This is a genomic window from Altericista sp. CCNU0014 (genome assembly GCF_044923475.1).
Classification (GTDB): domain Bacteria; phylum Cyanobacteriota; class Cyanobacteriia; order Thermosynechococcales; family Thermosynechococcaceae; genus JAAURS01.
Genome location: NZ_CP137338.1, coordinates 4,598,560 through 4,619,761, shown reverse-complemented (window position 1 = coordinate 4,619,761; position 21,202 = coordinate 4,598,560). Strand labels below are relative to the sequence as shown.

The following is a 21,202-nucleotide window of genomic DNA, read 5'->3' as shown; positions in this document are numbered from 1 at the left end:
AACGGGTCAGCGCTCCAAAGCAAGAACGCAGCGAGAATTTGACCTAATTCGAACTGACCGAAACGGAACTGCCCTCCATTGTCTTCCCAATCCAATCGTCGATCGCCGCATTGACCGCCTCAGGCCGCTCGTCGTGCGGGCAGTGTCCTGCATCGACCCATTCCAAAGCTGCTTCGGGATAAAACTGCTGGAAACGCCGAGCCTTAGTAGGCGTCATCCACGGATCGGCCTCGCCCCAAAGGAGCAGTAGAGGGCGCTTCAAAGACCGGAGGAGCTCGTCGAGCTTGCGTCCGGGGGGCTGCTTGAAAACTGCCGCAAATACGTCCAGTGCTCCTTCATCGAAAGCCGGTCGATAAATATCGTCGATGAGCCGATCGGTCACGGCAGTAGGGTCCTTATAGACCTTCAGCAAAATTTCGCGAATGCGATCGCGGTTCCGGGTCCGCATAAACAACACAAAACTGACAACTTCGATAACCCCCGGCAGCTTGAATAAGTTGCGAGTCAAATCGCCTACGGCCTGCTGCCAGGCTGGACGATGGACAGCAGTATCTTCGGAAAAAGGCCCAGCGCAGTTCAATAGGATGAGCCCCTGAGTCCATTCCGGACAATCCGCAGCAAAGCACAGCGCCGCATACCCGCCCAAGGAATTGCCAGCAATAAAGACTGGAGCCTGCACCAGCTGCGCGCAAAAATCTCGCAGTTGGTCGCGCCAAAGGTCCGCACTGTAGACGATTTTAGGCTTCTGCGATCGCCCGAAACCCAACAAATCTACCGCCCAAACGCAATAGCGATCGGACAAAGCCTCGATATTCTTGCGCCAGTGATCTGTCGAGGCCCCAAAACCGTGAATCAAGACTAGATTTGGCCCAGTCGTTCCGGCCTTCACGTAGTGGATGCGCCATCCCTTCCATTCCCAATAAGACGATGTACCGATCTGAGGAGCGATGGCATCAAGCTGCATAGTAATTCTCGTTTTGCTCTAAAAAGGCTATAAAAGATTCTCTAACTCAGGGATATAGCGGAAATCTCTCTGTAGAAGTACCTTTTCAGGATAAAGCAGGTGACAAGATTAGTGTAAATACCTAAACTTAAAAAATTTGATAGGTTTTTGAAGACGTCCCCTTAAGTTGAGTAAGATTAAGTTAAGTGTTGCTTAAGTGAAGTATCGGCTTTGCCCAACCCAACACAAAACGTCTGCATTATGAGGAGGTGCTGACATGCTATCCCCAAACGATCTGATCGGCCAGCAGGTTTGGATAGAAATTCCTGTAGATCGGAACAATCCACGCCTAGAGGTCTATCGCATTAAAGCGACGCTCACCCAGCCAACCTCCCCCCCTTGGTTTTACGCTCGTTTCGATTCGCCTCCTGCTGCTGTTAGAGACTCGGGTCAGTGGCTCAGCCTTAAAGAAGCTCAAGATGCATTCCTATACGATCCCGTCTTAGAAGACTACGATGACCTAGAAGAGGATTGGAACGACTGGGCCGATGAGGAAGATGAGTTAAACCTCAAGTAGCCCCCTCGCAGGACTCCGCTCCTCGCCTCACCGCGCTTTGGTTCCTAGCCTGACTTAGCCCGTTGAGGCCACCGCTTCGTAATTTGACTGATGAGTCCGCTCAACAGGGCGCCACCCATCAGGATGCCGAGTGCTGGGGTAAAAACAGGTTCCCAAAGTTTGTACCACAGGTCTAGTCCCAGAGACAGTCCGGCGCTCCGGCCTATAACAGCGATCGCCAGCCAAGCAAAGCTACCCAACACGACGAAGGTATTGATTACCAATACGGTATTTAACCCGTCCAAAAGTTTTTGCATCATTTGCGCGGTCGGTCTACGAATCTAACCAAGCTTTGACTTTGAGCAAGCTAGCCCACTCAGGGTTGCGCTCGAGGCCATCGGCAAAACTTTTATCGACTTCTTCTCGCAGCTCTGGCACCATCAAAAGCTGCTGAATAATTTCAATGTGTGGCCGCACGCCTTTCTGCGCGGTATCCAGCATCGCCATAACCAGGTTAATGCGAGCTTGAGGGTCTTGCGGGTTCAGCTTGACTGCCTTTTGAGCTGCTTTGAGCGCTAAGGCAGGCTTGCCGTCTAACAGGTAAAGCCAAGCCAAACAGGTTAGAGCGGGGCTGTTGCGCTGGGCGCGATCGCACACTTCCTTAAACACGGGAATCAGCACCTGAGGCGCTTCGCCAGCACTGTAGCGGTCGAGCCCTTGCTGGAACAGCTCTTCAACGGTAGTCGTAGTCATGAGTTACTGAGTCATTACGTAGAGAACGAAGTGCCGCAGCCGCAAGTTTGAGCGGCATTCGGGTTGGTAAACTTAAACCCGCCGCCAATCAGTGCGTCGCTGTAATCGAGCATCAACCCATAAATATACAGCAAGCTCTTGGGATCGGAGATAACTTTGAACCCTTCGTAATCAAATATTTCATCGGTAGGCTGGATGTTGCTGGGATCTTCGAAGTCCATCGTGTAGGACATTCCAGAGCAACCGCCGCCCCTGACGCCAACGCGCAAGCACAAATCTTTACCGTGTTTTGCGCGTAGCTCTAGCACGTGCTGGAGGGCGGAGTCGGACATTAGAATGCCCTTTTGTTGGGTTTGGGTGGCTTCGGTCATAGCGGGTTTCAACTCCCTTCGCGTGTGCTGTCCATCTAAACCCTATTGTAGGCTGGACTTCTCAACATTGACAGTTGCGAAGCTTTCTAAAATTTTATGGGTCCCAAAGACTACCCGCCCGCTTGACGAGATGCAGTGCCCTTTGCGATCGCCCGATCCAACTCTACGGCGGACAGGTCGGCAAGACATACATCCAGACGCTGGCAGAGTCCCTAAAACCCACGAGCGACGAACCTTGTAAAAACAACCGAGAATAACTACTTCGCGTGGTACGGCTCTCCGGTGTAGGGCACTACTCCAGTAGCTGGGTACTGCTCTTCATTGGGAGCAAAGTTTTTTGTCACACCTTCAAGGATGAATCGCAGACTGTCAACTAAGGATTTTAGAAGTGTCATAGTCATTCTCCTATACAGATCGAGTGCGCCATCTGCCGCTTTACACTTTCATTCTATGGAGAAATTCGCGCGGCCAATCTGAGGTTTCTAAAAATTGATTTTCTTTTATACAACGTAACGCAACGTTATTCCAGCAGGAGTGCTTACTTACCCGTCTTGGCGTCGATCGGCTTTTAGACTAGAGATCTGTTCCAAGCTATGGCCGCAATGCTTGCAGAAGCGAGTGAACTTATAGGTTTTTCGACTGCAATTAGGACAGTCCATCAATTGGTTGAAGCCACAGGACGGACAAAATTCATCGCCTCTAGCTAGTTTGAAGCTGCAATTAATACAACGAGCATTTTGAATCCTAGCCCTAGCCTGCACTTTTGGATTAAATACAAATTTTTGCAAAAACTTAATCAGTCCAAAGCCCGCCAGAGGAACGAGGAGGATGAGGAGGTAATTGGCAATAAATTTCAGGCCACCCAAAAGGATCGTCACCTGCTCGATCGCGAAGCCTAAGAGGTTCCCAAATTGAATGAATTCAAAGAATTTGACGAGTAAAGGAATACAAAAAATGAGCAGAAGATGCCAGCTAATCAGAGCAAGTACTGCTTTATTTCTCTTCGTGGCTGACAAGTTAACGAAATAGGCGATAATAATGAGAGGCAACAGGAATAGAGTTTGTAAAAATAACTGCTTGTTGGGATACCAAAACCGAGCTGAACTATAGGCTTCTTTGACTTGCTTGTATTTAGTGGTGTCATTGAGGAGCTTTAGATAAGCCTCAGAATAAGGCTGCCGAACTAGCTTTTTTTGAACTTCAACAATTTCTTGCTTCTTAACAGAAATTTTAGCGTCTATTTCGTCGATTTTAGCCTTGACACGATCGGCAGACGCTTTATTGATAGAGTCCTGAGGAGATTGACCCGCAATTTTTTCGAGCAATGTCGAATCGTACTGTCTCCGAAGCGTCTCAATTTCTTGATTTAGGTTAGAGATTGCAGTTCTGTCTTGGTTAATCTCGGTTTTTAGTTTGATATTGTTAGTAGTATTAATTTCTTTAATCAAACGAATTTCAGTTTCGCAAAGGATAGAAATTTTTCCGATTCGTTTAGAGCTTTCTGACTCTACATGTGGGAACGATCGATCTTTAGTATCGATTAAATTTTCAATGGTTTTTGCATCGAAGTCGAAAGTTCCTTTCTGTTTAGAGTTTTGATAGGTCTCTCGAGATGAGAAGCAAGGGAATTCTTCTTGAGGGGAGAGAATTAATTGACCAATATTTTCAAGACCGCCAAAAACATTAAAGAGAACAAAGACATCTATTAAAATTAAAATTATGATGCTAGCTTTGTTGATTGATTCATGATTGATATGCGTAGACCTATGAATTAACTGGCGAAACAATCTTCTAACAAGTGAAAACATATTATCCTTGATGCTATTAGCGCGATTTAAGTTGAGTATAGTTGCCCTCGTTCCTCCTTTCTATACTTTAAATGCAGACAGGAGAGTAAGCGATCGCCGTTCTGGGGCGAAGGCGATCGCGTTTTCAGCATCGGGCGTTAGCGATCGCGATTCATCTCAAAAATCTAAGCACAGAGCAATCCGATACAAGAATCTGAACCAGTTAGAGCAGAGTTACGATCGCGATATCCTATCCCTTGTTTTCACTTTCTATCCTGTTTGCAGTCGAAAGTGCAGGTTTGAAGGACACTCCCGCGTAGATATCGGCAACGGTTATTTCTGTTTCGATAGAGGTCAGCGCGATCGCATCCTCTGCGGCTTCATAGGCGCGATAAATCCAGAAACCGCCGCCAGATTTGGCATAGTGCTGAATCTCAAGCTCGTATTGGTTAATCAGAACGTATTCTTGCAAGTCAGAAATGGAGCGATAGAACTTATACCAATTTTGCAAAATCACGCTACACATCTGATCCCCCCTAGCCCCCCTAGCTCTTTCAGAGCGGCTACGCCAAGAAAAAGGGGGGAATCTACTCATAGTCCCCCTTTCTAAGGGGGATTTAGGGGGATCTTGATGTGTAGCCACAGCAAGTAGATTTGGTATTAAACTTATCGCCTTGGTCATACTCTTCAGTTGACTTAAACAATACCTCAAAAATAAGCCGTGGGTTAATAAGAGTATCGGTTCTATTTTCATAAGAGACAGGTTGACCCTGAATAACCATCATGTCAGGATAAGTAAACTTACAATATTTAGCTTGTAGGCGGGAAGCCCCGCGCTCTACCTGTATCCAGGCGAGCGACGGGATGAGAGACGCGTGAGTCGAGGTACGTTGCCTGAGCAATGCCGGAGGCGAGAGAAGGTAACAGTGCCGAGACGAACAAATAATGTCTCGCAAAATCACTTATTTTTATATTATCGCAATTTAATGAGTGTGATAATATGTGAATATGTTGAAAGCAGTGAAGATCAGGCTTTATCCCACAGATGCACAGCAAGCTCATTTGGCTCAAGCCTTTGGGTGTGTTCGTTGGGTCTGGAACCAGTCTCTTGCAGTCATATCCTTGACCTATAAAGAGACGGGGAAAGGGGTTTCTGCCTTTGACATGAAGAAACAAATTCCGTTGTGGAAGGCTGAGCATGATTGGTTGAAAACTTGTTATTCTCAATGTCTTCAGCAATCCGTTTTGAATTTGTCTCAGGCATTCATCAACTTCTTTGATGGTCGAGCCCAATACCCAACCTTCAAAAGTAAGTTTGATCGTCAATCCCTGCAATATCCCGCAAATGTCAAAGTGCTCAGCCAAACTGAAATTAAGTTTCCTGGAAATCTAGGGACTGTAAAGGCTAAGGTGCATCGCGATGTTTCCGGGAAGCTGAGAACGGTGACGATATCCAGAATGCCAGATGGTCGCTATTACGCTTCTCTATTGGTTGAGGATGGCATTGAAAAGCCAGAACCCAGTAGTGAAGGGAAGGCGATTGGGATTGATTTGGGGTTAATTGATTTTGCTGTCACATCAGACGGCTCAAAATATCAGAATCCCAGGCATCTGCAAAAACATGAGCGCAACTTAAAACGTAAACAGCGCAAACTATCCCGTAAAAAGGATAAAACCACGAACAAGCGGCGCAAAGCAAAACTTGCAGTGGCAAAAGTGCATTCTAAAATTGCGAGAGTGCGCGCTGATTTTCTACACAAGCTGTCCCGTAAGACAGTGAACGAGAACCAAGTTATTGTTGTAGAAAACCTGGCAGTCAAAAATATGGTCCAAAATCACAATCTTGCTAAAGCAATCAGCGATGCAGGTTGGGCGACATTTTGTACCATGCTCAAATACAAGGCTGAATTTGACGGAAAAATCTACCTAGAGATTGGGCGATTTTTCCCATCGTCACACTTGTGTCATTTGACGTTGCTGCCAGTTCCAAAGATGGATTTGTCTGTTCGGTCGTTTGAATGCCCTTATTGTCATGAGCGTCATGACCGAGATGTGAATGCAGCCATCAATATCAGAAATGAAGGCTTACGGATCTTGGCGTTGGGAATCAGCGCTACTGCCCAAGGACGCGATGTAAGACCAAAGCGGTATGGACGCAAATCCACTACTGTCGAGGCTGTTGCGGTTGAGCTGGGAAGCCCGCGTTCTACCTGTACTCAGGTGAACGTCGGGTAATTCACAAATCCATACGCGAACATCGCTGGAATAAAGCCGATAGCCTTTGCTTTGTAAAGCAGACTTGATGCTACAAAGGTTAGTGACAATTTCGCTTTGGGGAAAGGAGCCGCCTGCCATCGGGATGATTTCGCCATCATGATATTCGCTTCTAAATTCGGCCCGATCTTCTAAGGCCAGGTATTCAGCCGGAGTGTATTGCGGTTTGACTGCTGCGGTTTGCATGGTTCAAGGAGCGCACTCTTGGTGCAGCTATCGCATTTCTTCCATCATAGGCGCTTGGAATTAGCAGAAGCTACCGCACGGTAAGCACTCATCTTTTGGTCGAGGTCGGGGATGTAGTCTAAGGGGATAAAGGCCGTAAGGCTGAGGTCGATTTGGGTGTCGTCTACTTGGGGGATGGCCTGACCTCATCTGAGCGGGTAACGCACTAAGTCAATACGGAATTCCGTCAGTCGTCGTTCTAGAATAAACTCAGAATGGTTTGAACTAAGGGTAAAACCGATGAATATGCAGCTCGTTGAATCACTCATGCAGGTTATCTCATCGTTGTCATTAGAAGAACAAAATCTTCTGAGCGAAAGATTTGCAAGTCTCCAGACAGCTATGCCTCAAAATCCAATCCAGCTCGATGTTGCGAATGACGACATTCTGCAACCGCTGATAGCTTCGGGTAGGATTATTCCACCATGCCATTCTCAAAATGTTGCCTCTATTTCAGAAGCAGATTTTCGAGAGATGACCCGCAATATAAAATTTTCTGGCAAGCCGTTGTCAGAGACGGTAATTGAGGATCGAGGTGAATGGTAAATGTCTATTTTTTAGACAGCAGAGCTTAAGCAAAGCGCTACTTTTCTGAGGTCGGGACAGATTGGGTTCAGTCTATTACCGATCCGCAAAATTAAAATTTGTTATTTGTTGCACACGTTACCTGGGTTGAAGTTTGTAGTGCAGTTGCTCGTCGTCAAAGAGAAGGCAGCGTTAGTGACGTTCATGCGAATCAAATTTTGATGGCGTTTCGCGACCATTGGGATGTTCAGTATTTTACGGCTGCAATCGATAAAACGATTATTGAGCTGGCGGGGCAACTGGTCAAAATGCATCCGCTTCGAGCTTACGATGCGGTTCAACTGGCTGCGGCGTTGAGTATTCGAAATGAGATTAAGTTTCCTAGCCGTGCCTCGTTCCACTTTTTGACCGCAGATGACCGTTTGCTTGCGATTGCTCAGGCTGAAAATCTCCTTGTCGATAATCCAAATTGGCATCCCTAATACGATCGCCGTTTTGGAACAAGGGCGATCGCAGGTGTTCCGACAAATTCTCTACGAGTTTTTCCATGAGGGTTCTGAGGATTGCGAACTTGTTCTAAAACGACTTCCAACTGCTAGGGCAACAGTTCAAAAGCTTGACAATGCTGAGGACGGAAGAGCCTAAAGTCGCGTCGATCGAGCGTCAAGATTTTTGCGATTCCATAACGCTCGATTTTAGCCATGCTAATCTCAGCCATGCTTGCATATCTAATGGAGTCTTGTACGGAGCTAATTTGACGATGGCTGATCTTAGCTACACCATTCTTGAATCGTGTAGCTTGTCCGAAACCAACCTCAGCGGAGCTACTTTCGCTGGTACCATTATCGGTTATGAGTTCGATCTTACTCAAGCTAATCTGACTGATGTTGATTTGAGTCAGGCCATGATCGAACTACCTGGAGGTATTGACAATCCTAGAATTAAGGGTGCTATCCTTCGCAACACCATTCTTCCAGATGGAACTAAGGTTATCTTCTCGTTGCTGCCATTCTGACTGGGCACAGTTCTCATAAGGTCTGTTTACCCCAGCTTCTAGAAGCACAGTCTCAGCAAATCCAAGGACTCATCTCCACCCATACTTTGGCAGAACTCTATTCTGCACTAACGCGCATTCCTCAAACCCAGATCTCTCCTGCTCTTGCCCAAAACCTAATCCGCGATAACTTGCAAACTTTCGAGTGCATCCCGCTTACTGCTGAAGACTACACTGAGGCTATTAACGCTATGGTGCGGCACCAAATCCCTGGTGGCGGCATTTTTGATGCTTTGATTGCCCAAGCAACTCTCAAATCTCAGGCTGACGTTTTGCTGACGCTAAATCCAAAACATTTTACTAGGCTCGGTTCTGTAATTGCCTCTAAAGTTCAGGTACCCCAATAAGCCCCGGAAATCTTCTTAAACCCAAAGCAAAGCATAGGGGAATATTATTTTATAGGAACTTAATAATGAATTATGTAGCCAAGTAAAATGTCATTACTCAAAACTGGATCGAGAAGAATTGTCGTTGATGGAAAACCTTTTCGCTGGCTGATTCGTAGAAAAGCGACCTACAGTCAGCGGACTGAACTGTCCAGTTGCATCAATATTGCAGTGGAACATGCTGAGCGATCGCACAGCACTTTAATGATTTTGACAGATAAACCTCGTCCACAAGGATGGGGAATTTTTCTTAAAGAAACAGTTAGTCCATCTGAAGTTACAAGGTGGATACGTCAAGCAATTGAAGAAGGATGGCAACCGCTTCAAAACGGTGGAACATTCACGATCGAAGTTTCGGAGGAGAATCTTCAAAAGCTAATAAATGATTGAAAGTTAGAGATTACAAACTTAGCGGTTAGACGATCCAGAATCAATGAGGTGCTATTGCCAGAGCGTTGCCAATGTCTCCCGAACATCGTGAAAATCATGCCACGGGTAGTAAGGGACATCCCGATCGCCCAAATATTCAGCCAGGCGATCGCGAGCAAACACCACATCCCCCGCTAAAGCCATCTTCAAATCCGTTACCGAATCGCCGACCGCGATCGTTTGCCGGGCTGGATAGCGCTGCATGATATCTACTTTAGAAACCAGCTCGGAGTCCCCCAACGCTGGAGAACGCACCTGCAAATAAGGCCCTTCCGCATTAATTTCCACACCGTGTACTGCATGGATTTGCGGCAGTAAAGCGGGGATAGCAGCTTCAACTATGCCTTGGAGTCCCCCCGTAATGACTACAAAAGGGACGGCTCGATCGTCTAAAAAATCCAGAAATTCCGGCAGTCCGGCCCGCAGGGGCTGAGATGCAGCAAATTCAATAATCTCAGCGTAAGCCGAGGACGGCATCGACTCTAGCAGTTGCTGGACCCCTTCCCGCAGCGTCAGCTCTAACGCATACATTTTAGGAATCAGCGCTGCTGCCAGTTCCGGTGCAAACCGCTTGAGAACCGCCACAAAGGTTTCTCGGGCCGTAATCGTGCCGTCAAAGTCGCAGAAAACGATCCGCTCTAAAATCACGGCGTCCCCCACTTTTCAAGCGCGCGACGGAGCGGACCTTCAGGCACTTGCGAAAGCTCGAAGGATTGACCCGGCTCGGCGGCATCTAGCGCTTCAAAAAACGCCCTCACGCCTGCGGCGGGGCCGTCGGGGTGATCCATGATGCCTGTACCCGCGTTGAGGATGACGTCTTGGCCGTAGTCGGCGATCGCCTTGGGAACCACCCCCGGATGAATCCCCGCCGACGGCACCGGAAACCCATTGCGGCTTCTCAGCGCATCCCGAATCCGAAACTCCTCTTCAGCTTCAAACGGCAAACTGCCATAGTGGGCCGGATAAAGCACCGCATCGGCTCCGGCATAGGAGAATAGAGTGCCAAGCACAGCCGAATAGCTAAACCCGTGGTCTGGCGCGCCGCACCAGGCCCCCGCCAACGCCGGATGGGCAAAAATCGGCACGGAAATTTCTGGATCCGCCGCTAGTGCCTCTAAAACAGAAAACCCGTAGGACAGCACGTTGAGCAGGAGCGCATTGGCTCCCGCTGCAACCAATTGTCTCGCCTGGGTCAAGAGCCGATCGGCCCTGCCCGTGACGTTGACGGCGTAAAGGAGCGATCGCCCATTCTGCTGCTGCGCTGCTTCAATGACCGGGCGACAGGCTTTCAATCGCTCTAGCGTAGGGGCAACAGCCAGATTGCCCATAATTTCATCGTCTTTAATGATGTCTAGCCCCGCCCTGGCAACCTGACTGAGGATCTGGGCGTGATCGGCAGCGGATAGCCCCAAAGCAGGTTTGTAGATCGCCATGACCAGAGGGCGAGAGGGAGTGTCGAGCAGCGATCGCATTCCGGTAATGCCAAACTTCGGATGCTGGCCGTACCCTTCGGGCAGCCGAATCGCCATCACCTTGGCTGGTCCTGCCATCGAGTACTTCCCAAAAATCATCGTCAGCAGAGAGGCAATATCGCCCTCTACGTTGCTCGCTGGAAAACGTATGGTGGCTAGGGAGGATCCGTCCGAATCGCTCGTTCGAACCTCCACCACTTCGGCCTTGTGAGCCAGGAAGGAAGATTCGCGATGGGCAAAAGATGCATCCCAGGTGCCCACGGTCTGTCCCAAGGCAATGACCTGAGCTTGCTTCTGGGCATCTACCCCGACTGGGAAGCGATACTCGACTTCAATGGGCATGTTTTTTGGGCATGTTTTTTAAGCGTGTTTTTTGGGCATGGGTTTATACGGCGACGGCCTGCATCCGAATCGCCGTTCCCGTATATTCTGGCGTCCAGCCTGATGTATCGATAAAGTAGCGTATCGCCTTAATGCGGCGCAACGGCGTCAGGTGAAACCAATGTTCCGTGCCTGCTAGGACGTTAATGTACTCCTCTGGTTGGACGGTCAGCTCCATCTGCGTTCCGTCGGGGCACACAAAACCAAAAACCCCCTCGCCATCTACGATGTAGCGCACTTCGTCGTCTGCGTGGATGTGGGGGCGGCTAAACTTTTCCAGCAACCCATCGAGATTTGGCGTTTCGGGGTTGAGGACGATCGCATCCCGCGACTGATAGTTCTCTAAGGACTCAAAGTAATGGTCTAGCGATCGCAATAAAACCTCTTTTTGTGCTTCATCTAAACTCGGCTGCGCCAAAAGCTGATGGGTGGCAGCATCTCGACCCACAGGCCATCGATCGAGCCGAACGTTCAAAGGCGCGAGAGATTCGCCGATACTGACGAGATCGTCAAGCTGTCGCCCGGTTTCAAGCCTTAAAATTGCCACAGTATTTCTCCCAATGACGACCCAGTAATCTAGTTTAACGAATTGAACCGACGCGCGAGCCTGCCCTCTAAGGGGGACGGGGGCGCTAGGGTTGAGGGGCGGCTGGTAGGTCTACAAATCGCCGCAGGGCAGACAGGGCGCGATTGTAAGACACGATCGCAGAGAGATAGTTGTTTCTGGCCTGAGCTAGATCGGTGGTGGCGTTGCTCACTTCTAAGCTGGTCCCAACCCCAAAGTCGCGCCTCAGCCTCGCCAAATTTAAGCCCTGCTCCGCCTGCTCGATGGCGCAACGGGTCGTGCCGATGCGCTCCCGACTGGCTTGGAGGGTGTAATAGTTTTGCTCGACCTGAAACCGAATGACGTTCTTAAAGCTCCCAAACTGAGTTTCGGCAATAGACGCATTGAGCTGTTGTTGGGTGGCGATCGCCTTGGCTGCACCCCCATCAAAGATCGTCTTGCTGGCTTCCGCGCCGACTCCGTAGCCGTAGGCCCCCAGGTTATTGTCCGCCAAATCGTCCGCGAGCGCGACATTCGCGTTAAAGGTAAGCTGCGGACCCAGGCTTCCCAACGCCACCCTGCGGTTTTGGAGCGCGATGTCGCGCTGATCTAGAACCTGAGCCAGCTCCGAGCGAGTTCGAAGCGCTTGCACGATGCTGTCTTCTAGGGACAGCGGCCATTCCCCGACGATCGCGACGGGATCGGCAGAAACCACCGTAACTGTCTCCGGGAAGGTAAGCCGCTGAGCCAACTGACGGCGGCTGACCTGCTGTTGATTTTGGGCTTGGATGAGCTGTTGCCTGCGATCGGCCAAAAGCACTTGAGCTTGAAGCACGTCGAAGCGAGTCCCCAATCCCGCCGTTTCTCTTGCTTGGGCGACGCGCAGGTTTTCTTCCGCATTTTCAACGGCTTGCTGCGCGATTTTGATCGACTCGTCAGCCTGCTGTAAATCGTAGTAATCGTTGGCAACATCCAAGCGCACCTGACGGAGCTGGGTTTGATAGGCCTTCTCCGAACTTCTCAGCGCGGCTTCCGCAGAACGGATGCTCGCCGAGCGTTGGCCGGACGTGAATACGTCGTAATTGAGCTGGACGCTGCCATTGAAGTTATTGCTGGCATTGGGGCGGTTGGGCAATCCCAATTGCTTGGCCGTAATGGCAGACTGGGCCGAATCCGTGCGAGTAATCCCCGCATTGGTACTGACCGTTGGGTAGATTGAAGCCCGAGCTTGTCTGAGGGCAAAGCGCTGCTGCTCGACTTGAAGCGCGGCAATTTGAAGATCTCGGTTGCGACGCTGGACTAGATCGATGGCCTGATCTAGGGTAATAGACTGAGTGGTCTTAATCGCGACGTCTTCTGGCTTGCTCGGCACCTGAAGGGAGCTAGAAGGCGGGGTGAGGGCGCTCAGATCTGCGGCCTTGCCGCTCGTTCCGCCGGGTGGGGGCAGCGAACCCAAATCCTTAGACGTCGGCGCGCTGGGACGCTCGATCTGCGGCAGGGGAGCGTTGGGGTCGCAGGTGACGGGAGGGGGCGCTGGGGGCTGACCGAACGCTGACATTGTCCCGGAGAGCGGTGCTGCGGCGATCGCCGCCAGACAGATCCACGCCCGACAGTGGCGCGAACGCCTTGCTGCGTTCGATGCTTGAGGCGTTTGCGAAGCGGCTCGATCGATACCGTGTAATACAGAAGACACAGAAATTCTCCCAACGTTCGACAGTATGCGGCTATAGCGGTAGGCCGGGCGAAAGCGGCATCCTAATGCACCATTGCAAAGCGGAGACGTTCGCAACTTATCTTTTGCAACTTATCTATACTAGTCGGCATCGCCCCTAATGAGAAAATATTCCGACCAAAAGGAGCGGTACCAGCAGCACAGCCAGCATAATGGCTAGCACTGTAGCAGGATCTGCGTTAATTTCGTTGGGGTCTCGTTTTGGGTCGTTGTCATCCATGACCGCACCTCTGCTATAGCAACTTCAGATCGTCATCGGTCAACCCCTTCACATCCTGAACAATGCGCGATAACTCCAATTTTTCATCGATGGAAACGCGCGTTGGAGTTCCGCTGATGATGCCTTCGAAATTGCGGAAAGAATCTCTAATATCGGGTCCGTTTGCACTAATAGTATATTCCCGAATGCCCTTGTCATGCCAAGATCCTCGCATCTTGAAGACATTGATAGCGCGGGACATCTCGCCCCGAATCTCGACGTACTGAAGCATCAGAATAGTATCGGTAATGGTAGAAATGTGGGACTCCGTAATCGAGTGGGAACCCAAAAAATGATCGGTGGTATTGGTGAAAAATCCGGTAATTTCTTCCTGCTTGGCAAACCCCGTCACCCCAATCACAAACTGCCGAAATGCGTTGTTGCTCACCCCCCGCGCCAATGCCGAGAGGGAGTCGATCGAAATTCGAGAGGGCTTGAATTCGGCAATCTCGGACTTGATCATTTGGAGGTGATCCTCTAATCCCGCCGATTCCGGGTAGGCGCACAGAATTTTTAACAGACCTTTGCTCTCCATCTCTTCAAAATCGATGCCCCAAGATGAAGCATTGCGCGAGAGCTGCGCTCGGGATTCTTCGTAGGCAAACAAAATCGCGCGATCGCCCGTAGAGCAAGCATCTTCAATAAACTTGCTGACCAAGAGCGTTTTGCCCGTTCCCGTTGCTCCGGTCACCAAAATAATGGAGTCCTTAAAGAACCCGCCGCCGCACATTTCATCCAAGGTTCTAACGCCAGAGGAAACGCGCACGTTAGACGAACGCTGCGTCAACCGCATCGCGCCCAGCGGGAAGATGTTGATCCCTTCCCCGGTAATGGTGAAGGGATATTCTCCCTTCATGTGGCTGGTGCCGCGCAGCTTCAGAATTTCGAGGGTGCGGCGGCGGCGCTCTCCATCCAGCACGTTCCGCACGATCACCACGTTGTCCGAGACAAATTCCTCCACCCCAAACCGTGCGACAGGCCCGTACTCATCAATGCGCTCGGTGGTCATCACCGTCGTCACGCCAATCAGCTTGAGCCGCGCCGTCAGTCGAAAAATTTCGCGGCGCACCACCCCAGCCGCATCATACTGCTGAAAAATAGCAGTTACGGAATCCACTGCAACGCGCTTCGCCTTGTATTTCCGAATCGCGTACTGGATTCGCTCGATCAGCGCCGACAGATCGAAATCTCCAGCGATATCCTGTCCCTCCGGATCCGGCGAGGCATCTAATATAAACAGCTTGCCTTCGTCGATCAAAGACTGAAGGTTCCAGCCAAAGCTCAAAGCATTTTGGATGATATCGGTGGGGGATTCTTCAAAGGTCACAAAGACGGCATGTTCGTCAAACTGAACGATGCCGTTGTACAAAAACTGAATCGCAAATAGCGTCTTCCCAGTGCCCGAAGTACCGCTGACGAGGGTAGTGCGTCCCCGAGGCAGCCCGCCATGGCTGATATCGTCAAATCCTTCAATATCTGTCCGAATTTTCTGAACTTCTACGCGGAGAGAGGAGGGTTCTTCAGGCTTATTAAGTTTGCTAATGTTAGTCATTGTAATTGGCGATCGAAAGTTCGAATTTAAAGGGCAAAAAAACTGTCTATTTCCTGTCAAGGGGGCCTGTCAAGGGGATGAGTCCCACTCGTTATTGCTATCGGTCAACTCTTCGTAGAGAAGGTCGAGGCCGATTAAAACTTTTTCTCGGTCGGAAAGGTCTCCGATGATCTTACGCACGGGGGGAGGCAAAACCCGAGAGAGGGTGGGGGTTGCCAAAATTTTGTCTTCCTCGGCCAACTGCGGATTTTTAAGGACATCGATGACCTTTAGAGCGTAGACACCCTGAAAATCTTTTTCTAGAATCGTATTTAAAGTCTTTAAAGCCCGTACGGAGTTAGGAGTGTTGCCAGCAACATACAGCTTTAAGACGTAGGTTTTTCGACGCACACTCATAATATTTCTCTTGCAGAAAAGGACGGTAGAAGGAGACAATGTAACGGTTCGTTTTGACAACCCAATCCTAAGGCTCTTTGGGAATCGAGCGTCGATACATTTCGCAAAGATGGGCGATCGCATCGATGAGCGTCAGGCGGTAGTCTAGCAAAATATCTTCGCTGCGCCCCTCTAACTTAAGCTTTTTAGCCAATCGATCCATTAGCTCCATATGGATCTCAAGCACCTGAGATACAGACATATCCGCGAAGAAGACCTTATACACAAAGGCATCGATTTGTTGGTTGATATCGCTGCCCTTGCGAAAATAGCTAAGGATGATGTCTCTGTAGTCTGATTTTAATTCAAGTAAAAAACTTTCCCGCTCCTCAGACGAGAAATTTCTAAAGAATAGTTGCGAGTCTCGCTTGTAAAAGACGCCAAGGTATCCCAAGCGCTCTCGGAGTTTGTCTGAGAGGCGCTGTTGCTGGGCGGCTAAGGTTTCGCCAAAGCTCGAGAGGGCAGACCGATCCTCCACGCCGAACTCCATCTCCGATTGGTGAGGGAGCCGAGACTGGGGAGAGAGCTTCAAAAAATTGGCGATCGCAGTATCGACAGATTGGGGCAGCTCTTGGATTTTGGATTGGGCTAGCTCCACCTCTGCCGTGTGGTAGCGGCTCGTATCGCCGATCGAGTCGATCGGCGACGGTTCCGCCAATCCCCTCGCGCGGTCGGTCTTCGAATCTGTCAAAATCACGAGAGGCAAGACAATCGCTTCTCGATGAAGGCGACCGATAATCCGTTCGAGGTCCGGCTGCTGTTCTAAAATCAAGCAGTCGATCGAGAAACGGTCCCGAACGACCGTCTTGAAAAACGCTTCCGCATCCGAACTGAGCACTACCGTACAGTAGCGCTCTAAAGCTCGATCGATGGGACTAAAAAGCGTCTCAGACCTTGTGAGGGCACAAACTAAGACCTGAGGGCGCGCGACCGAACTAGAGGAAAAGGTCATAGCGCCAAGTTAAAAGCAAATTAAAATTATTTTTAATAATGAAGTTATTTAAGCTTAACTTGGTCGATTAGCCAAGCTTTACCGATCGAAGAGCGCACCAAAGCCTACACTAGCGTAGGCCTTGGCGGTCGTCGGTCGTGCCCTCGGCGCAAATCTCGTAACGCCGATACTGGATAAGTCCTGGCCGATCTCTCTTGGGGGTATGAGGATCTCCCGTCTTTTGTTCGCTCTCAAACCTTTATTCTTCGTTTTTATTAAACTCCATGGGCCTCAAGCGTTCTCAACTTCGGATCCTCTACCTCCAAATTCGAGAAGATGGCGCAACGCGAGCGGAGGAGCTCCAGGAATTTATTGCCTACAGCGGCTTAGAGGAGCACCAATTCCTCACGCTAAATGTTTTCGATACCCCTAACTTCTATGCAGAAAAAGCGTCAGAGTGCGATGCCGTATTCGTAGGTGGCTCCAGTGACGCTTCCGTCTTGGATCCCCTGCGCTACCCCTTTGTCGAAGATGCAAAGGTTCTACTAGCGTATTGTGTACGGGAGAGCATTCCGGTATTTGCGTCGTGCTTCGGATTTCAGTTAGCCGTGGAAGCCCTGGGCGGCAAAGTCATTGCCGATCCCGACCGGATGGAAATGGGAGTCTACCCAATGCAGCTCTTGCCAGCCGCTCGGGACGATCTTCTGTTGCACGACGTCTCCAATGGTTTTCTTGCCATTTCTGGACACAAAGAACGAGCCTTGACCCTACCCGATCGAACGGTATGTCTTGCCTCAACGGAGCGGTGTCCGTATCATGCCCTTAAAGCGATCGGTAAACCCTTCTATGCATTTCAATTTCACCCAGAGCTAAATCCCCAAGACTTAGCCGCCCGCATTCAGCGGTATCAAAGTCGCTATTTCGACGATGACAATCGCCTCCAGCAAATTTTGGCCTCACTTCAGGAGACTCCAGATGCAAATCGACTAATTGCAAAGTTTGTAGATCGAATCCTATTAAGCTATTAATGACTGAAATTTTAAAGATCGGCCTTAGATGGTTCAATGCATGAGATGTATGATTTCCAACGCTTTATAGATTTGCCTCCGCTTGAGGCTCAGACAGGTTAGAGTTTGCTCCGTAAAATTTAGCCTCGCGCTGCTCTAGTATTTCTTAGAGCTTAGGATTGCCTCAAACACTACACTCAATGTTTGAGTCTCAGGCTGTCACTGTTGACTAGATTGGGATTTTTTAATATAGGTACTTTACATGACCGCTTCGATTTCGCCCGATCAGGTCCAGCGCATTATTGCCAATCAGCATCACGACCCCTTTGAAGTTTTAGGGCCTCATCCCATTGAAATGAATGGGACTTCAAAATGGGTAATTCGAGCCTACATGCCAACGGCAGAAGCCGTCACGGTTGTCTGTCCGGAGCAGCGCTCCGAGCATCCGATGCAGTCCGCCCATCACCCCCATTTCTTCGAGTGCGCCCTAGAAAGTACCGCGCTGCCCACCTATCAGTTCCGCGTTACCGAAGCAGGTCACGAACGGGTCATGTACGACCCCTACGCCTTTAAGTCTCCCCTCCTGACGGAATACGACCGCTACCTCTTTGCCGAGGGCAACCATCAGCGCATTTACGAAAAGCTGGGGGCACACCCAGCCACTGTAGAAGGGGTGAATGGCGTTTACTTTGCGGTATGGGCGCCCAATGCCCGTAACGTCTCCATCATTGGTGACTTCAACTACTGGGACGGTCGCAAGCATCAAATGCGTAAAGGTCCGACCGGAATTTGGGATTTGTTCATCCCAGAATTAGCGGTCGGAGAGAGCTATAAGTACGAGATTAAAAACGACGCGGGACACATTTACGAGAAAACGGATCCCTACGGCTTCTATCAAGAAGTTCGTCCCAAAACCGCCTCGATCGTTGCCGACCTGAATGCTTATGAGTGGAACGATTTGGACTGGCTGGATGCCCGCCGTCACAGCGATCCCCTCGCTCGACCGGTCTCGATCTACGAGCTCCACCTCGGATCTTGGATGCACGGTGCTTCCGCAGAGCCGCCCCTGCTCGAAAATGGCGAACCGGGAATTTCCGTGAGCGTTGCCGAGCTCAAACCCCATGCTCGATTTCTAACCTACCGAGAATTGGCCGATCGCCTGATTCCTTACGTTAAGGACCTGGGCTTTACCCACATCGAACTCCTGCCCGTTTCGGAGCACCCATTTGACGGTTCCTGGGGCTACCAGGTAACTGGGTATTATGCCTGCACCTCGCGGTACGGCACGCCTCAAGACTTTATGTACTTTGTGGATCGGTGCCACCAAAATGGCATTGGGGTCATCGTAGATTGGGTTCCGGGGCATTTTCCCAAAGACGGCCACGGACTGGCCTTCTTTGACGGAACCCACCTTTACGAACACGCCGATCCCCGCAAGGGCGAACATAAAGAGTGGGGCACGCTGATTTTCAACTACGGTCGTCCTGAGGTCAAAAACTTCCTGACCGCCAACGCGCTCTTTTGGTTCGATAAGTACCACATTGACGGCATCCGCGTCGATGCGGTGGCTTCCATGCTGTACTTGAACTACAACCGAAAGGATGGCGAATGGGTCGCCAATGACTACGGCGGCTGCGAAAATATCGAGGCAGCTGATTTCTTGCGTCACCTCAACAACGCGCTGTTTAACTACTTTCCGGGCGCGCTGTCGATCGCCGAAGAATCGACGTCTTGGCCGATGGTTTCCTGGCCCACCTACGTTGGGGGCTTGGGTTTCAACCTGAAGTGGAACATGGGCTGGATGCACGACATGCTGGACTACTTCAGCATGGATCCCTGGTTCCGACAGTTCCATCAAAACAACGTCACCTTCAGCATCATGTATGCCTTTACGGAAAACTTCATGCTGGCGCTATCCCACGATGAAGTGGTGCACGGCAAGAGCAACATGCTCAACAAAATGCCGGGAGACGACTGGCAAAAGTTTGCGAACCTCCGCTGTCTGTACGGTTTTATGTACGCCCACCCCGGCAAAAAAACCCTTTTCATGGGGATGGAGTTCGGCCAGCGCGGCGAATGGAACGTTTGGGGAGACCTAGAATGGCACCTGCTCCAGTACGAACCCCACCAGCAGCTCAAGCAGTACGTGGCAGAACTCAACCACCTGTACCGTCAAGAAACGGCGCTCCACACTCAGGATTTTGCCTACGACGGATTTGAGTGGGTGGATTGCAGCGACAATCGCCACAGCGTGATCTCCTTCGTGCGGCGCACGAAGCACTCCGACGAATTTATTTTGACGGTGTGCAACTTTACACCCCAACCCCACAGCCATTACCGCGTCGGGGTTCCAGAGGCTGGGTTTTACGTCGAGCTGCTCAACAGCGATGCCCGTCAGTACGGGGGCAGCAACATGGGGAACTTAGGCGGTAAGTGGACGGAAGAATGGTCGTTCCACAATCGTCCCTACTCCCTCGACTTGTGTTTGCCACCGCTGTCCACCCTCATCTTTAAGCTCGATCGCAACAAGCAGACGCTTCAGGCGTCCGGCGAATCTGAGGCACGTTAGGTCAAGGGTACAATACATGGCGTTTTACCGACTTGACGAAACCCTCTCCACCCAGGCCCAGAGCATTCTGGAGCAGACCTGGGTGGCGTTTCCCTGGCTCGCCCGCAATCAGCTCGCCTTTACTTGGTTGGTCTACGACCCACCGTTTCCCGTCAATACGGGGGGCGCGCTGTCGCCAGAGGAGTTTTGGAGCTACCCCGTGCGGGGCTATAGCTATCGCGGGATAGAGCCGATTTACCCAGCCAGCGTGGTCAAGCTTTTCTATGCGGTGGCCTGCCACGAATGGCTAGAGAAAGGGATGATTCCTCCCTCGACGGAGTTAGATCGCGCCCTGCGCGACGCGATCGTAGATTCTAGCAACGATGCGACGGGTTACTTGGTGGACGTCCTCACCGGGACGACCAGCGGGCCAGAACTGCCGCCCGGCCCCTTTGAAACGTGGAAAGCGCAGCGCAATATCGTCAACCGTTATTTTGAAGGGTTGGGATGGGTCGAGCTAGAGAGCATCAACGTCAATCAAAAAACGTGGGGGGATGGGCCTTACGGTCGAGAATGCGCGTTTGTAGGGGCTCAGCGAGAAAACCGCAATCGACTGACGACGGACGCGACGGCGCGTCTGCTCCATGGCATCGTCGGTGGAGTGGCGGTCTCCCCAAGGCGATCGCAGTCCGTGCTCGATCTGATGCGGCGCGACCTAGACCCCAAGATCTTAGCGGAAGACCCTGAAAACCAAGTCGCGGGCTTTATTGGGGGAGGCGTTCCTCTAGAGGGCAAAGTTTGGTCGAAGGCGGGTTGGACGAGCGCCACCCGCCACGATGCGGCCTACGTCGAACTGCCCCATCGGCACCCCTATTTGCTGGTGGTGTTTACAGAGGGCAAGCAGGCCAGCGAGACGGAAGCCCTCATTCCGTTTCTGTCGGCAAAAATTGCAGAAGCCGTACCCGAACTGTACGACACCGATCGGATCTAAACCCAAAAGAGCAGACGCGAAATCTTTTCGGCTGCTCTTTTGAGAGA

At 50.7% G+C, this 21,202-nt stretch carries 26 protein-coding genes and 2 pseudogenes; 10 read left to right on the top strand and 18 right to left on the bottom strand.

The features are described 5' to 3' along the window. Nucleotides 1-43 precede the first annotated feature (43 nt). Nucleotides 44-964 (bottom strand): alpha/beta fold hydrolase, encoded by a 921-nt coding sequence (locus tag R6H26_RS22050; RefSeq protein ID WP_404785582.1) that lies wholly within the window; start codon nucleotides 962-964, stop codon nucleotides 44-46. Between the two features lie 256 nt (nucleotides 965-1,220). On the opposite strand from R6H26_RS22050, the gene R6H26_RS22045 reads away from it, so the two are divergent. Beyond that, complete coding sequence (locus tag R6H26_RS22045) at nucleotides 1,221-1,520, top strand: hypothetical protein (RefSeq protein WP_404785580.1); 300 nt, start codon at nucleotides 1,221-1,223, stop codon at nucleotides 1,518-1,520. Between the two features lie 44 nt (nucleotides 1,521-1,564). Here the strand turns inward: R6H26_RS22045 and R6H26_RS22040 are convergent, their stop codons facing one another. The 7 genes from R6H26_RS22040 to R6H26_RS22010 form a co-directional block, all read right to left on the bottom strand. Then, entirely contained in the window at nucleotides 1,565-1,819 is a 255-nt protein-coding gene (locus R6H26_RS22040) for a hypothetical protein (RefSeq protein WP_404785578.1), read from the bottom strand. A gap of 13 nt (nucleotides 1,820-1,832) precedes the next feature. Further along, nucleotides 1,833-2,252, bottom strand: coding sequence for a tetratricopeptide repeat protein (locus R6H26_RS22035; protein WP_404785577.1), 420 nt, complete (start codon nucleotides 2,250-2,252; stop codon nucleotides 1,833-1,835). A gap of 14 nt (nucleotides 2,253-2,266) precedes the next feature. Next, complete coding sequence (locus R6H26_RS22030; protein WP_404785575.1) at nucleotides 2,267-2,623, bottom strand: HesB/IscA family protein; 357 nt, start codon at nucleotides 2,621-2,623, stop codon at nucleotides 2,267-2,269. A gap of 257 nt (nucleotides 2,624-2,880) precedes the next feature. Next, nucleotides 2,881-3,018, bottom strand: a complete 138-nt coding sequence (locus R6H26_RS22025) for a nicotinate phosphoribosyltransferase (RefSeq protein WP_404785573.1) — start codon at nucleotides 3,016-3,018, stop codon at nucleotides 2,881-2,883. A gap of 147 nt (nucleotides 3,019-3,165) precedes the next feature. Further along, nucleotides 3,166-4,431 carry a zinc ribbon domain-containing protein gene (locus tag R6H26_RS22020; RefSeq protein WP_404785571.1) on the bottom strand — a complete coding sequence of 422 codons (1,266 nt, stop codon included), beginning with the start codon at nucleotides 4,429-4,431 and terminating at the stop codon, nucleotides 3,166-3,168. Between the two features lie 229 nt (nucleotides 4,432-4,660). Then, entirely contained in the window at nucleotides 4,661-4,936 is a 276-nt protein-coding gene (locus R6H26_RS22015; protein ID WP_404785569.1) for a hypothetical protein, read from the bottom strand. A gap of 91 nt (nucleotides 4,937-5,027) precedes the next feature. Next, nucleotides 5,028-5,372: a Uma2 family endonuclease gene (locus tag R6H26_RS22010; protein WP_404785567.1), complete on the bottom strand. Its 345-nt coding sequence runs from the start codon at nucleotides 5,370-5,372 to the stop codon at nucleotides 5,028-5,030. A 46-nt stretch (nucleotides 5,373-5,418) separates the two neighbouring features. On the opposite strand from R6H26_RS22010, the gene R6H26_RS22005 reads away from it, so the two are divergent. After that, complete coding sequence (locus tag R6H26_RS22005) at nucleotides 5,419-6,645, top strand: RNA-guided endonuclease InsQ/TnpB family protein (protein ID WP_404783167.1); 1,227 nt, start codon at nucleotides 5,419-5,421, stop codon at nucleotides 6,643-6,645. Between the two features lie 33 nt (nucleotides 6,646-6,678). On the opposite strand, the pseudogene R6H26_RS22000 reads toward R6H26_RS22005, so the two are convergent. Together R6H26_RS22000 and R6H26_RS21995 are read right to left on the bottom strand one after the other, a co-directional pair. Further along, nucleotides 6,679-6,870 (bottom strand): annotated as a pseudogene (locus tag R6H26_RS22000) (Uma2 family endonuclease); the annotation flags it as partial. 56 nt (nucleotides 6,871-6,926) lie between these two features. After that, a pseudogene (locus R6H26_RS21995) lies at nucleotides 6,927-7,055 on the bottom strand (TRCF domain-containing protein); the annotation flags it as partial. Between the two features lie 94 nt (nucleotides 7,056-7,149). On the opposite strand from R6H26_RS21995, the gene R6H26_RS21990 reads away from it, so the two are divergent. The 5 genes from R6H26_RS21990 (at nucleotide 7,150) to R6H26_RS21970 (ending at nucleotide 9,264) form a co-directional block, all read left to right on the top strand. Next, a complete protein-coding gene (locus tag R6H26_RS21990) occupies nucleotides 7,150-7,455 on the top strand; it encodes a hypothetical protein (protein WP_404785566.1) in 306 nt (101 codons plus the stop codon). Nucleotides 7,456-7,553: 98 nt separating this feature from the next. Beyond that, nucleotides 7,554-7,916 (top strand): type II toxin-antitoxin system VapC family toxin, encoded by a 363-nt coding sequence (locus R6H26_RS21985; RefSeq protein ID WP_404785564.1) that lies wholly within the window; start codon nucleotides 7,554-7,556, stop codon nucleotides 7,914-7,916. Nucleotides 7,917-8,056: 140 nt separating this feature from the next. Next, nucleotides 8,057-8,449, top strand: coding sequence for a pentapeptide repeat-containing protein (locus tag R6H26_RS21980; protein WP_404785562.1), 393 nt, complete (start codon nucleotides 8,057-8,059; stop codon nucleotides 8,447-8,449). Next, nucleotides 8,443-8,835, top strand: a complete 393-nt coding sequence (locus R6H26_RS21975) for a PIN domain-containing protein (protein WP_404791406.1) — start codon at nucleotides 8,443-8,445, stop codon at nucleotides 8,833-8,835. Before R6H26_RS21980 ends, R6H26_RS21975 begins: the two co-directional genes overlap by 7 nt. Nucleotides 8,836-8,922: 87 nt before the next feature. Then, nucleotides 8,923-9,264: a hypothetical protein gene (locus R6H26_RS21970; RefSeq protein WP_404785560.1), complete on the top strand. Its 342-nt coding sequence runs from the start codon at nucleotides 8,923-8,925 to the stop codon at nucleotides 9,262-9,264. Between the two features lie 51 nt (nucleotides 9,265-9,315). On the opposite strand, the gene R6H26_RS21965 is transcribed toward R6H26_RS21970, so the two are convergent. From R6H26_RS21965 to R6H26_RS21930, 8 genes are all read right to left on the bottom strand, one after another. Beyond that, nucleotides 9,316-9,951 carry an HAD-IB family phosphatase gene (locus tag R6H26_RS21965; RefSeq protein WP_404785559.1) on the bottom strand — a complete coding sequence of 212 codons (636 nt, stop codon included), beginning with the start codon at nucleotides 9,949-9,951 and terminating at the stop codon, nucleotides 9,316-9,318. Beyond that, on the bottom strand, nucleotides 9,948-11,117 hold the full coding sequence (locus R6H26_RS21960) for a RuBisCO large subunit C-terminal-like domain-containing protein (protein WP_404785557.1): 1,170 nt from the start codon (nucleotides 11,115-11,117) through the stop codon (nucleotides 9,948-9,950). The genes R6H26_RS21965 and R6H26_RS21960 overlap by 4 nt, the downstream gene beginning before the upstream one ends. A 43-nt stretch (nucleotides 11,118-11,160) precedes the next feature. Next, nucleotides 11,161-11,703: a 1,2-dihydroxy-3-keto-5-methylthiopentene dioxygenase gene (locus R6H26_RS21955; RefSeq protein ID WP_404785555.1), complete on the bottom strand. Its 543-nt coding sequence runs from the start codon at nucleotides 11,701-11,703 to the stop codon at nucleotides 11,161-11,163. Between the two features lie 85 nt (nucleotides 11,704-11,788). Then, complete coding sequence (locus R6H26_RS21950; protein ID WP_404785554.1) at nucleotides 11,789-13,393, bottom strand: TolC family protein; 1,605 nt, start codon at nucleotides 13,391-13,393, stop codon at nucleotides 11,789-11,791. Nucleotides 13,394-13,529: 136 nt separating this feature from the next. Continuing rightward, a complete protein-coding gene (locus R6H26_RS21945; RefSeq protein ID WP_404785553.1) occupies nucleotides 13,530-13,652 on the bottom strand; it encodes a hypothetical protein in 123 nt (40 codons plus the stop codon). Between the two features lie 13 nt (nucleotides 13,653-13,665). After that, the gene (kaiC, locus tag R6H26_RS21940; protein ID WP_404785551.1) at nucleotides 13,666-15,243 is read right to left on the bottom strand and encodes a circadian clock protein KaiC; all 1,578 of its coding nucleotides are present in this window, start codon (nucleotides 15,241-15,243) and stop codon (nucleotides 13,666-13,668) included. A 69-nt stretch (nucleotides 15,244-15,312) separates the two neighbouring features. Beyond that, nucleotides 15,313-15,639 carry a circadian clock protein KaiB gene (kaiB, locus tag R6H26_RS21935; protein WP_404785550.1) on the bottom strand — a complete coding sequence of 109 codons (327 nt, stop codon included), beginning with the start codon at nucleotides 15,637-15,639 and terminating at the stop codon, nucleotides 15,313-15,315. 67 nt (nucleotides 15,640-15,706) lie between these two features. Then, nucleotides 15,707-16,630, bottom strand: coding sequence for a circadian clock protein KaiA (locus R6H26_RS21930; protein WP_404785548.1), 924 nt, complete (start codon nucleotides 16,628-16,630; stop codon nucleotides 15,707-15,709). A 263-nt stretch (nucleotides 16,631-16,893) separates the two neighbouring features. Here R6H26_RS21930 and R6H26_RS21925 point away from each other — a divergent pair, with 263 nt between their 5' ends. The 3 genes from R6H26_RS21925 (at nucleotide 16,894) to R6H26_RS21915 (ending at nucleotide 21,155) form a co-directional block, all read left to right on the top strand. Then, nucleotides 16,894-17,637 (top strand): type 1 glutamine amidotransferase, encoded by a 744-nt coding sequence (locus R6H26_RS21925; RefSeq protein WP_404785547.1) that lies wholly within the window; start codon nucleotides 16,894-16,896, stop codon nucleotides 17,635-17,637. Nucleotides 17,638-17,878: 241 nt separating this feature from the next. Next, a complete protein-coding gene (gene glgB / locus R6H26_RS21920; RefSeq protein ID WP_404785545.1) occupies nucleotides 17,879-20,185 on the top strand; it encodes a 1,4-alpha-glucan branching enzyme in 2,307 nt (768 codons plus the stop codon). A 16-nt stretch (nucleotides 20,186-20,201) separates the two neighbouring features. Next, entirely contained in the window at nucleotides 20,202-21,155 is a 954-nt protein-coding gene (locus R6H26_RS21915) for a serine hydrolase (protein ID WP_404785544.1), read from the top strand. The last annotated feature ends 47 nt before the right edge of the window (nucleotides 21,156-21,202 follow it).